Consider the following 12,394-nt stretch of genomic DNA (forward strand, 5'->3'; position numbering starts at 1 on the left):
CCGATATGGGGATGGTGCGTTGCAACGAAATTGCAACGGGCCAAAACCAGCTGAATGCAGGCTGAACGGCTGTCGTTGAACTTTCAAATTTTTAAAGCAAAACAGAGGCGAGTTGGGCGATTTTTAGGTTGTTTAAAGTGTCAGTTCCGCACTAATAGCGCAGCAATCAACGGCCGATACCCGGGCGCCATCGTAAGGTGGACGTAAGGTGGATGGGCTATGGCGTCGAACATGAACCAGTCCCCGCAATTGCTGAGTACAAAACGGCTGATCATCGGTTTGGCGACGCTGGCCGTGGCCGGCGCGGGTGGCTATGTCTACGCCCAATTCCGTTCGATGCCGTCCGCCAAGGACAATATCGAGCTGTCCAGCCAGTCGCGCCGCAATAGCACCACTTTCACGCCCTCGGCAGCGGAATGGGCGACGCTGACCATCGAGCCGGTCTGTGACAAGATCTTCCGCGCCGAGCACATCACCGAGGGCAAGGTCGCCGTCGACGAGGACCGTTCGACACCGGTTTTCTCACCCTATGCCGGCCGCGTGACCAAGTTGCTGGCGCGCCCGGGCGAGACCGTCCGCCAGGGCCAGCCGCTGTTCGTCATCGAGGCCGCCGATACTGTCCAGGCGCAGAACGATTTCATCACCGCGATCACCTCGATGAACAAGGCCAAGTCGGCGCTGGATCTCGCTGATATCCAGTACAAGCGCGCGAAGGATTTGTTCGAGGGGCGGGCGATCCCGCTGAAGGACTTTCAGCAGGCGGAGGCAACCTCCGTTCAGGCCCAGAACGACATGCGTTCGTCACAAACGGCGCTGGAGGCGGCCCGCAACAAGCTGCGTATCCTCGGCTTCACCGATGCCGCGATCGCCGATTTCCAGAACAAGGGCACCATCGATCGCGAGATCACGATCTACGCGCCGATCGGCGGCACGGTCGTGCAGCGCAAGGTCGGGCCGGGCCAGTACGTCAATGCCGGCGCCAGCGATCCCGTGTTCGTGATCGGCGATCTGTCGACCGTCTGGCTCACGGCCTTCGTTCGGGAGAGCGACGCCGCGCTGGTCGATGTCGGCGAGGAAATCCTCGTCAACGTGCTGGCGCTGCCAGGCCGTCCTTTGAAGGCCAGCATCAATTATGTCGCCACGTCGATCGACCCGGCGACGCGCCGGCTGTTGGTGCGCGCGACCATCGACAACAAGGACGGTCTGCTCAAGCCGGAGATGTTTGCCAACGTCACGATCTATTCTCCGGGCGAAAAGCCCGCCGTGGCCGTGCCGCGGCAGGCGCTGATCTATGAAGGCAACCAGGTTCGGGTCTGGGTCGCCCGTCCCGACAAATCGATCGAGCTCCGCAAGATCAAGACCGGCCTCGTCAACGGCGACCAGGTGGCCGTGGAGGACAATCTGAGCGCGGGCGAGCAGATCGTCACCAAAGGCAGCCTGTTCATCGATCGCGCTGCCTCCGGCAGCTGAGATGTGGTTCTGCCTGCCTTGCTGAAAGTGCCGACCTGAATGGATCGCCTCGTCGCCATCGCCGTCCAGCGGCGCTTCCTCATGGTCGGAATGTTTGTCGCCGTGCTGATCGGCGGCCTGATCGCGTTCCGCCAGCTCAACATCGAGGCCTATCCCGATCCGACCCCGCCGATGGTCGACATCGTGACGCAGAGCCCGGGACTGTCGGCCGAGGAGATCGAACGTTACATCACGATCCCGATCGAGACCCAGGTCGCCGGCATCAAGAACCTGCGCACGATCCGAACGATCTCGCTGTACGGCCTTTCCGACGTCAAGCTGCAGTTCTCCTTCGACTACACCTATGACGAGGCGCTGCAGCAGGTCCTGAACCGGCTGTCGCAGCTGTCGCCGCTGCCGGGCAATGTCACGCCGCAGATCTCGCCATTGAGCGCCGTCGGTGAGATCTATCGCTATCGGCTGCGCGGCCCGCCCGGCTACAGCGTGCTCGACCTCAAGACCCTGCAGGACTGGGTGCTGCAGCGGCGCTTCCGCGCCGTGCCGGGCGTCATCGACGTCACCGGCTGGGGCGGCAAGACCAAGACCTATGAGATCCAGGTCGACTTCAACAAGCTGGTTGCCAACGGCCTGACCCTGCCGCAGCTGTTGCAGGCGGTCGGCAACTCCAACATCAATGTCGGCGGCAACACGGTCGAGATCGGCACGCAGTCGGCGGTGGTGCGCGGCGTCGGCCTGATCCGCTCGATGGACGACCTCGCCAACACCATGGTGTCGCAGAGCGGCGGCAATCCGGTGCTGGTGAAGGACGTTGCCAATGTCACGGTGGCGGAGAAGCCGCGGCTCGGCATCGCCGGCCTCAACAACAATGACGATATCGTCCAGGGCATCGTGCTGATGCGGCGCGGCGAGCAGAGCTCGCCGACCATCGCCCGCGTCGAGCAGCTGGTCGATCAGATCAACAACTCCACGATCCTGCCGCCGGGCGTGCGCATCGAGCGCATCTATGACCGCAAGGACCTGATCGACACCACGACGCACACCGTGCTGCACAACATGGTGGTGGGCATCGGCCTGATCGTGCTGCTGCAGTGGGTGTTCCTCGGCAATCTCCGAAGCGCGCTGATCGTCGGCGCCACGATTCCGTTCGCGCTGTTCTTCGCCGTCATCATCCTGGTGCTGCGCGGCGAATCCGCAAACCTGCTGTCGGTCGGCGCGATCGATTTCGGCCTGATCGTCGATGCCACCGTGATCATGGTCGAGGCGATCTTCCGCCGGCTGTCGCAGACGACGCCGCTGTCCGCCGCCGAGGAAAGCCACATCTCGCCGGAAACGATGATGGGCATGAAGAGCCACGCGATCCTGTCGGCCGCGGCCGATGTGTCGCGCTCGATCTTCTTCGCCGCCGCCATCATCATCGCCGCCTTCCTGCCGCTGTTCACCTTGAGCGGCGTCGAGGGCAACATCTTCGGGCCGATGGCGCGTACCTATGCCTATGCGCTGGCCGGCGGCCTGCTCGCGACCTTCACGGTGACCCCGGCGCTGAGCGCCATCATCCTGCCGGCGCATGTCGAGGAGACCGAGACGCGCTTGATGCGGCTGCTGCACGCGATCTATGCGCCGGTGCTGCGCTGGGCCGTCGGCAACCGCAATCTGGTGATCACGGGTGCGATCGGCCTCGTGCTGCTCACCGTGGTGGTCGGCCGGTTGCTGGGTCTCGAATTCCTGCCCAAGCTGGAAGAGGGCAATCTCTGGATCCGCGCCACCCTGCCGCCGACGATCTCGCTGCAGGAGGGCAACGCCTACGTCAACGAGATGCGCAAGATGATCCGCGCGCGGCCCGAGGTCGAGGCCGTGGTCTCGCAGCATGGCCGTCCTGACGACGGCACCGATGCCGCGGGCTTCTTCAACGCGGAGTTCTTCGCCCCGCTGAAGCCGGTCAAGGACTGGCCCAGCACCAAGGACAAGGACCAGCTGACGGCCGAGCTGTTGAAGCAGCTCGATGACCGCTTCCCCGGCGTCGAGTTCAACTTCTCGCAATATCTGCAGGACAACGTCTCCGAGGCTGTGTCCGGCGTGAAAGGCGAGAACTCGATCAAGCTGTACGGCAACGACCTGCAGGCGCTGACCGACACCGCCAACAAGATCAAGCAGGTCCTGTCCACGGTGCAGGGCGTGACCGACCTTGCGGTGTTCACCTCGCTGGGGCAGCCGACCGTCCAGATCGACATCGATCGTGCCAAGGCGGCGCGCTACGGGCTGGCGCCGGGCGACATCAACGCCACCATCAAGGTGGCGATCGGCGGCGACACCGCGGGCGATCTCTACGAGCCGGGAAGCGACCGGCATTTCCCGATCATCGTCCGCCTCGCGCCGGAATATCGCAAGAGCGCCGAGGCGATCGAGAATCTGCGCATCGGCGCCCAGGGGCCGAACGGCGTCACCCAGATCCCGCTGAGCGAGGTCGCCACCATCAAGCTGGTCTCGGGCGCGGCCTATATCTATCGCGAGCAGCAGGAGCGCTATCTGCCGATCAAGTTCTCGGTGCGTGAGCGCGATCTCGGCAGCGCCATCCAGGAGGCGCAGCAGAAGGTCGCCGAGCAGGTGCAGCTGCCGGCCGGCTCGCGCGTCGAATGGGTCGGCGAGTTCGGCAACCTGCAGGACGCGATCAAGCGGCTGTCGATCGTGGTGCCGATCAGCCTGGCGCTGATCGGCGTGCTCTTGTGGTTCAATTTCGGCTCGATGGCCGACACGCTGCTGGCGATGAGCGTGATCCCGATGGCGATCTTCGGCGGCGTCGTCGGCCTCGTGCTGTCGGGGATTCCGTTCAGCGTCTCGGCGGCGATCGGCTTCATCGCGTTGTTCGGCATCGCGGTGATGGACGGCATCATCATCCTGTCGCAGTTCAACCAGCTGATCGACGAGGGCGTCGACCGGATCGAGGCGGTGATCCGCACCGGCGAGTTGCAGCTGCGGCCGGTGCTGATGACCTGCGTGGTCGCCGGCATCGGCCTGTTGCCGGCGGCGCTTTCGACCGGCATCGGCTCGCAGGTGCAGAAGCCGCTCGCGATCGTCGTCGTCACCGGCATGATGCTGGCGCCAGTCGTCATCCTGATCACGCTGCCCGTACTGATCTCGCTGTTCTCGCGGCGGCGGGTTCGCTAGATCCGCATGTGCGCGTCGATGCGCGCGGCCGCGCCGGCATCGACCACGGCGGCATCGACGATCTCGCCGCGCTTGAACACGAGATAGCGGTCGCTGATCGACAGTGCGAACGGCAGATGCTGCTCGACCACGATCATCGAGGTGCCGATCTCGCGGCGGACGCGGACCAGCACCTCCGACAGGCGGTCGACCACAGAAGGCTGAAGTCCTTCCGTGACCTCGTCAAGCAGCAGCACGTCGGGCTTGGCCATCAGCGCGCGGGCGACGATCAGCATCTTCTGCTCGCCGCCCGACAAGGTCCCGGCGCGCTGGTTCAGCCGCTTCGTCAACACCGGAAACCAGCTGCCGACCTGCTCGAACAGGGCCTCGATGTCCTTGTCCGACAACAGGCCGAGCCTGAGATTGTCGCGCACCGACAGGTCCTGGAACAGCGCGTGCTCCTGCGGCACGTAGACCAGCCCCATCTTGCGCTTCAGATGCGGCGCCACCCGCGTCACGTCCTTGCCCGCGAGGGTGACGCTGCCGCGCCACGCCGGCAGAAAGCCCATGATCGCCTTGAGCAGCGAGGTCTTGCCCATGCCGTTCTTGCCGACGATCGCGAGCGTCTCGGCCTTCGCCAGCGTCAGGCCGACATTGCTGATGACCTCCGACGAACCATAGCCGCTGGCCAGCGCGTTGACCTCAAGGATCGCGGTCATGCCCGCTCCTCCGCATGCGGCACGTGCTGGCCGGTGTAGATCTCGCGCACCAGATCGCTGTTGACGACCTCGTCGACCGAGCCGTCGAGCGCGAGCCGGCCCTGGTGCAGCACGATGATGCGCGAGGAGATCTCGCGGACGAAATCCAGATCGTGCTCGACCAGCAGGATGCAGAGGCGATCACGGCGCGCCAGCGCGGTGAGAATCTCGGCGAACCCCTGACGCTCGGCGCGGGTGAGGCCGGCGGTGGGCTCGTCGAGCAGCAGCACGTCGGGCTCGAGCGACAGCACCATCGCAAGCTCGAGCGCCTGCTTGAGGCCGTGGCTGAGATTGCGCGCCTCTTCGTCGAGCCGCTCGCTGAGGCCGGATCGTTCGACCACCGACATCGCCGCGGGCGGCAGCGCGAGTGTCGCCGAGCGGGCGGTCAGCGACGGCGGATCGGCATGCGTCCGTGCGACGCGCAGGCATTCGGCGACGGTCAGGGTCTCGAATACCGAGGCGGTCTGGAACTTGCGCCCCAAGCCGAAGCGCACGACGCGGTCCGGCGGCAGCCGCGCAATATCGTGCCCGGCGATCGCGACCTCGCCGGTGGAGCGTTCGCGTCCGTCCGACAGGCAGCGGATCAGGGTGGTCTTGCCGGCGCCGTTGGGGCCGACCAGGCTCAGCAGTTCGCCGCGATGCGCGGTGAACGCGACCCCGTCCAGCACCGAGAGGCTGCCGAAATGCTTGCCGAGCCCACGCACCTCGATCGCAACGGCATCCGGATGGCTGACGGTCGTGGCGGCAGGCGCCGGACAAAGCCTCGTCGCGGCGGCGCTCCCCGAACCGCGTGTGATCAGGCGCATCACGGCGCCGAGCAGGCCGTCGGGGAAGGCGAGGATGACGATGATCAGCGCGAGCCCGACGATCAGCTCCCATACATAGGGCAGGCTGTTGGCGAGATAGGCGCTGGCGACCTCGATGCACAGCGCGCCGATGACCGGGCCGATCACGGTGCCGCGGCCGCCGAGCGCGACCATGATCACGAGGTTGGTGCCGAAGGTGAAGCTGGCGTTTTCGGGCGCGGCGACCGCGCCGAAGCCGGCATAGAAGAAGCCGGCGAGCGCAGAGACGATCGCGGACAGCACCAGCACGATGATGCGCAGCCGCGATGTATCGATGCCGAGATAGCTGCAGCGCGCGTCATTGTCGCGCAGCGCCGACAGCAGCCGCCCGGTGTCGCTGCGCATCAGCCCGAGCGCGAGCACCGCGGTCGCGAGCAGTCCGAGGCCGGCGAGGCGCAGCCAGGTCTCGATCTCCAGATCGAAGCTCTCGAAGCCGACAAGGCCGCTGGACGAGCCGGTGAAGGTGCCGCCGGAGTACAGGATCTGCACCAGCACGATCGGCACCACCAGCGAGATCACCGAGGCGTAGAGCGGCGTCGAGCCGGGATAGAATGACAACCAGCCGGTGAAGGCGGCCACAGCGGCCGCCACCGCGACCGCGGCGGCGATCGCGGCGCAGATCTGCCAGGGGCCGAAGCCATATTCGGTGAACATGATCGCGAGCGCATAGGCGCCGATGCCGAAGAAGGCGGACTGGCCGAAGGTCAGCGTGCCGCAATAGCCCCACATGATATCGACGGTGATCGCGGCGATCGCGACGAAGCAGGCGCGCACCAGGATGTTCACGAGGTAGGTATCGAGCAGCAGCGGCGCGATGATGATCACGCCGGCCGCGATGGCCACGAGCACCGCCGGGACGATCAGGCGCGGCAGCGCACGGCTCGTCGCGGGCGTCTCGGGAGAGGCGAGGGGGCGCGTATCAGGCACGGGCAAAACCCTCCGGCCGGATCCGCAGCACGATCGCGGCGCAGATCGCGATGGTCAGCCCGCCAAGGATCGGATTGACGAAGGTCGAGACCAGAACCTGCAAGGTCCCGAGCACGGCGCAGGAGCCGGCCAGCGCCAGCAGCGACCCGCCGGACACCATCACCAGCATGAACGCGCCGATCAGCCAGGGCACGCCCATGTTCGGATCGACACTGGACAGCGGCGTGATCAGTGCGCCGGAGAGCGCCGCGAGGCCGCTGCCGAGCGCGAAGGTGATGAGCCGCACCCGCGAGGAGTCGACGCCGAGCCCCTGCGCCAGCATCTCGTTCATGATGACCGCCTTGGTCGACAGGCCGAGCCGCGTGCCGTTGAGCAGGCCGGTGAACAGCAGGCCGACCATCACGGCCGCGACGATCATCACCAGCCGGTAGGCGGAATAATCGACGCCGAACAGATGCACGGTGCCAGAGATCGGCGCCTGCACGAACTGCACCTCGCGGCCGAACATCAGCGTGATCAGCTGTCCCAGCACGATGCCGAGACCCCAGGTGGCGAGGATCGCATCGAGCGGGCGTTTGTAGAGACGGCGAACGATCACGATTTCAGTGGCGCCGCCGCAGATCGCGCCGGCAACGAAGGCCAGCGGCAGGATCAGGAACCATGGCAGGCTCAGCTGCGCGCCGACCAGCGCGGCATAGGCGCCCACGGTGAGGAAGGCGGCGTGGGCAAAATTGATGATCTTCATGACGCCGAACACGATCAGCAGGCCGGCGGCGATGATGAAGAGCATGGCAGCCGTCGTGACGGCATCGAGGGCGACGGTCAGCATGGTCATTCCCAGTCGAGAGGGACGAGGCGGAGATGCTCCGCCTCGCCGGGATCATAGACGATCAGGACTTGCCCGGGCACTGCGCGCCAGGATCGACGTTCTTGAAGCTCTGGATGACCTTCACGCTGCCGTCGGCCTGGACCTGGCCGAGATACATGGTCAGCGGCGCATGGCGCTGCTTGTCCATCTTGATGGTGCCGCGCGGACCCTCGACCGAGACCTCGGCCAGCGCCTTCAAAACCTTGTCCTGGTCGGTGCTGCCAGCCTTCTCGACGGCAGCCTTGTAGGCGTAGACCGCTTCGTACTGCGGAACAGACAGATCGTTCGGCGTCTTCAGCTCGGCGCCGAACTTCTTGGCCATCGACGCCAGGAAGGTCTTGTTGGCTGGCGTGTCGATGCCGGTCACGTAGGACGCCGACAGGTAGATGCCGGCGGCATCCGCGCCCATGCCCTTGGCGGTGCCCTCGTCGACGGCGAGATTGCCGTAAGGCAGGGTCACGCCGGCGGCGCGCAACTGCTTGGTCAGCGTCACATTCGGCGCGCCGCCCGCGGTCGAGGTGATCAGCGCATCCGCGCCGGAGGCCTTGAGCTTGGAGATGATCGAGGTCCAGTCGGAGCCGTCCATCGGCAGATACTCTTCACCGACCACCTTTCCGCCGGTCTTCTCGATGTACGTCTTGGTGAAGCCAAGCATACCGCGGCCGAAGGCGTAGTCGGAACCAATCAGGAAGTAGCTCTTCGCCTTCTTCTCCTTGTTGAAGTAGTCGACGATCGGCGGCACCTGCTGGTCCGGCACCCAGGCATTGACGTAGAGATAGGGGCTGCAGGACTTGCCTTCGTAGAACGAGGTGTAGATGTAGGGCGTCTTGCCGCGGGCGACGATCGGCAGGCCGGCGTTGCGCGCCGCGCTGGTCTCCATCGAGATCAGCACGTTGACCTTCTTCTGGAAGATCAGCGCGTCGAACGCCTTCTGGGCGCCGGCGGCGCCGGACGCATCATCGGCAACCTCGAGCTCGAGCTTGCGGCCGAGCACGCCGCCCTTGGCGTTGATCTCCTCCACCGCGAGCTCGGCGGACTGCACGACCGACGGCGCGACGACGGAGTTGGCGCCGGACAGGCCGACGGGGACGCCGATCTTGATCGGATCGGCGGCCAGAGCAGGGGAGAGCGTGGTCGCTGCTAGGGCGAGCGCCAGCGAGGTCGTCAGCAAACGCGATGTCATCGGTTGTCCTCCATGAATGGTCGAAATGGAAAGGGCTGAAGCAGTCAGTACCAGCCGCGCTTGACGTCGCTGCCGAGCATCTCGTCATAGACGTCGGAGCGGCGATCACGCAGAACCTGATTGAAGGCGTTCCAGTTGCGGGCCCGGCGAGCCTCGCCGAGCGCCACGTCGGCAATCACGATTTCCTCCTTGTCGCGGCTCGCAGGGCCGGCGACCGGCCAGCCGGTGTAGCTGACGATCAGGCTCTGCCCTTCGAAGGGCTGGCCGCGCTCGACGCCGACGCGGTCGGCGCAGGCGATGAAGATCGAGTTGGAATGCGCGGCCGCCATCGCCAGGATATTGGCCATCGCCTCGCGGCCCTCGGCCTGGCCGGGGATCGGAACCCAATTGGTCGGCACGCAGACGATGTCGGCGCCCTGCAGCGCGTTGAGCCGGTAGCTCTCCGGGAACCAGCCATCGTAGCAGATCGCCATGCCGATGCGGCCGATCTCGGTGTGGTAGACCGGGAAGCCGAGATTGCCTGGCTCGAAATACAGGTTCTCCTCGTTCCAGAGGTGCACCTTGCGGAAGCTGCCGATATAGCCCTTCGGCCCGATCAGCACGGCGCTGTTGTAGAGCTTCGTGCCGTCGCGCTCACAGATGCCGGCGACGAGATGCAGGCCGTGCTTGGCCGCGATCTCGCTCCAGGCGGTCACGGCCGGCCCGCCGGGGATGGTCTCGGACGCCGCGAACGCCTCCTCGCGTGACTTGAACACGTAGCCGGAGGAGGTGAGCTCGGGCAGCACCACGAGCTTTGCTCCCATCGCGACCGCCTGTTTGATCAGATCGAGGCTGTGGGCGAGGTTGGTCGCCAACTCGCCGACCATCGGCTGCATCTGGATGCAGGCGATCCGCACTTTGCTGTCATCATCCGTCGTCAAGGCACGAGTCTCCGTTGCGTTCGCGAGGTTCGCGCGCGCCAAACAAAAAGCCCCCGACTGCGCCTTGCGGCGCAATGCGAGGGCTGCATAGCCTGATGTGAAATGGCCGACCGGCCATTGGCGGACATCCGATTTCCGCGACGGCCTCAAGTAATTCCCATGCGCGAAACGAAGTCAACGCCGTCGCTTGCAAAAAATTCAGGCCGCCGCTGCCCAACCCGTGAGCGCGGAACGGCGCGCTCAGCGCGAAACTGGCGCATCAAGCACCCCCAATCCGCCGAGCGTCTCCTGTGCATTGATGATCGAGATCGCGATGTCGGCCATCGCCACACGCTTCTGCGTCGCCTGCGCGCGGATCAGCTCATAGGCCTCGACCTCGCCCACCTGCTTCAGCCCCATCAGGATTTTCACCGCTTTGTCGACGTCGCGCCGCGCCTTCAACGTCTCCTCGAGCTTCTGCACCTTGCCCTCGAGCCGGCGCGTATAGCCGCGCAGCGAGCGCGCGAGCACGAGCGAGGATAGGATGCCGAACGAGCGGATCGGCTTGTTGACGACGCCATGGGCGTTGCTGTCGAGCAGGCGCTTGAGGATCGTCGGGTTCTCGTAGTCGACGATGGCGATGAAGGTGAGCGGATGATCGCTGGTACCTTCGGGAAAGATCATCTCCTCCGAGGTCTCGATCAACTGAAACACGGTGTCGATGTCGTGCGGGATCGCGGCCGGCGGAGGCCAGACGCCGCGGACGTTGCAGCCGATGCGCTTCAGCTGGTCGATCAGGGCGTCGCCCTCGGCATCGCGCGGATGGATCACCAGCACGCGCGCGCCGCGCAGATCCTCAATGAGGCGGCGCACACCAGGCTTCATGCGGTCATCCGGCCTCATGCGGACAGCGCCTCTTCGCTCAGCCAGCGGCCGCCGATCGGCGACACCGAGAGGTAGGGATCCGGCTTGATCGGGCTCTTGCTCTCCCAGACGATGTCGAACTGGCCGTCGGCGCGGACGCGCCCGATGCGCGGCGTCACCCAGACATGGTTGTTGTCGGGATCGATCCGGATCGGTCCTTCCGGCGCCTCGAGGCTGAGGCCGAGCGCGGCCTCGACCAGCTTCTGCGTATCGAGGCTGCCGGCCTGTTCCAGCGCCCGCGCGAACAGCTTGATCTGCGCATAGGCCGAGGCGCTCCACATGCTGACCGGCGTCTCCATGCCGAAGGCCGCCGCGAACGCCGTCTTGAAGCGGTCGTTGCTGTCGCGCGCGAGCGTGCCGAAATAGCTCGCTGCGGTGAGGTGGCCGACGCAGTATTCGGCGCCGATGGCGCGAACCTCGCCTTCGGCCATGGTCAGGCTCGCGATCGGCAGCCGCTTCGGGTCGAAGCCCGCGGCCGCATACATGCGATAGAAGCGCTGCGCAGTGCGGCCGACGATGGTCGAGAACACGACGTCGGGCGCGGCCTCCCTGATGGCATCGAGCCCGCGCGTCAGCTCGGCGTCTCCCGCCTCCATCGTCACATATTGCTCGCCGACGACGCGGCCCGCATAGGACTCGACGAGGTCGCGCATGATGCGGTTGGACTCGCGCGGATAGATGTAGTCCGAGCCGATCAGGTAGACCCGTGGACCATGCTTGCGCACGATGTATTCGGCGAGTTGGAACGCGTTCTGGTTCGGCGCCGGTCCGGTGTAGATCACGTTCGGCGAGTATTCGAAGCCTTCGTAGAGCGAAGGGTACCAGAGCAGGCCGTTGCGGCGCTCGATCGCCGGCAGCACCGCCTTGCGCTCGGCCGAGGTCGAGCAGCCGAAGATCACGGAGGCGCCGTCCTCGGTCAGCAGGCGGTCGGCGAGCTTGCGGAAGGTCTCGGGCTGCGAGCCCGGATCATAGGCGATGACCTCGATCTCGCGGCCGAGCACGCCACCGGCCTTGTTGATTTCCTGGATCGCGAGCGCCGTACCGAAGAAGTGCTCGGACTCGGTGACCTCCATCAGGCCACTGCGCGAGAACAGCACGCCGACGCGCCAGACATCCTTGTCGGATGATTTTGCGGTCGGTGTCGTCGTCATCATCATGCCTCCAGGTCGGCGGGCCGGTCGCGCCGGCTCGGAAAGCGCGGACTATTGCGGCTTGCCGTGCGCTTGGCAACGGGGCAGGGCCTGCAGAAGGTTCCGTGCCAGGACAGGCCGCAGCCGTGGCTGAGCCTGGACCAACGTCACGAATGGCCCGGGGAGATCGCGTGCGATCTGGCGGTCGGCCTCTGCGCGCTGCGAACCGGCAGGCGTCATCGGAGGCGT

At 65.7% G+C, this 12,394-nt stretch carries 9 protein-coding genes; 2 read left to right on the forward strand and 7 right to left on the reverse strand.

Annotation, left to right across the window (positions count from 1 at the left end; genetic code table 11):
- Positions 1 to 231 precede the first annotated feature (231 nt).
- Positions 232 to 1,470 (forward strand): efflux RND transporter periplasmic adaptor subunit, encoded by a 1,239-nt coding sequence (locus tag HL671_RS12690; protein WP_371260196.1) that lies wholly within the window; start codon positions 232 to 234, stop codon positions 1,468 to 1,470.
- Positions 1,471 to 1,509: 39 nt separating this feature from the next.
- Positions 1,510 to 4,632, forward strand: coding sequence for an efflux RND transporter permease subunit (locus HL671_RS12695; RefSeq protein WP_172236578.1), 3,123 nt, complete (start codon positions 1,510 to 1,512; stop codon positions 4,630 to 4,632).
- Here HL671_RS12695 and HL671_RS12700 read toward each other — a convergent pair.
- The 7 genes from HL671_RS12700 to HL671_RS12730 all read right to left on the reverse strand — a co-directional run bounded on the left by HL671_RS12700 (position 4,629) and on the right by HL671_RS12730 (position 12,166).
- Positions 4,629 to 5,330, reverse strand: a complete 702-nt coding sequence (locus HL671_RS12700; RefSeq protein ID WP_172236579.1) for an ABC transporter ATP-binding protein — start codon at positions 5,328 to 5,330, stop codon at positions 4,629 to 4,631. The genes HL671_RS12695 and HL671_RS12700 overlap by 4 nt on opposite strands.
- A complete protein-coding gene (locus HL671_RS12705; RefSeq protein ID WP_311991863.1) occupies positions 5,327 to 7,141 on the reverse strand; it encodes a branched-chain amino acid ABC transporter ATP-binding protein/permease in 1,815 nt (604 codons plus the stop codon). The genes HL671_RS12700 and HL671_RS12705 overlap by 4 nt, the downstream gene beginning before the upstream one ends.
- On the reverse strand, positions 7,134 to 7,970 hold the full coding sequence (locus HL671_RS12710) for a branched-chain amino acid ABC transporter permease (protein ID WP_172236580.1): 837 nt from the start codon (positions 7,968 to 7,970) through the stop codon (positions 7,134 to 7,136). The genes HL671_RS12705 and HL671_RS12710 overlap by 8 nt, the downstream gene beginning before the upstream one ends.
- A 61-nt stretch (positions 7,971 to 8,031) precedes the next feature.
- Positions 8,032 to 9,192 carry a substrate-binding protein gene (locus HL671_RS12715; RefSeq protein WP_172236581.1) on the reverse strand — a complete coding sequence of 387 codons (1,161 nt, stop codon included), beginning with the start codon at positions 9,190 to 9,192 and terminating at the stop codon, positions 8,032 to 8,034.
- Positions 9,193 to 9,236: 44 nt separating this feature from the next.
- Complete coding sequence (locus tag HL671_RS12720) at positions 9,237 to 10,112, reverse strand: nitrilase family protein (protein WP_172236582.1); 876 nt, start codon at positions 10,110 to 10,112, stop codon at positions 9,237 to 9,239.
- 240 nt (positions 10,113 to 10,352) lie between these two features.
- Positions 10,353 to 10,976 (reverse strand): ANTAR domain-containing response regulator, encoded by a 624-nt coding sequence (locus HL671_RS12725; protein WP_041751433.1) that lies wholly within the window; start codon positions 10,974 to 10,976, stop codon positions 10,353 to 10,355.
- Between the two features lie 14 nt (positions 10,977 to 10,990).
- Positions 10,991 to 12,166, reverse strand: a complete 1,176-nt coding sequence (locus HL671_RS12730) for a transporter substrate-binding domain-containing protein (RefSeq protein ID WP_012043140.1) — start codon at positions 12,164 to 12,166, stop codon at positions 10,991 to 10,993.
- Between the last annotated feature and the right edge of the window lie 228 nt (positions 12,167 to 12,394).

The sequence above is a fragment of the Bradyrhizobium denitrificans genome (assembly GCF_013179005.1).
Lineage (GTDB): Bacteria > Pseudomonadota > Alphaproteobacteria > Rhizobiales > Xanthobacteraceae > Bradyrhizobium > Bradyrhizobium denitrificans.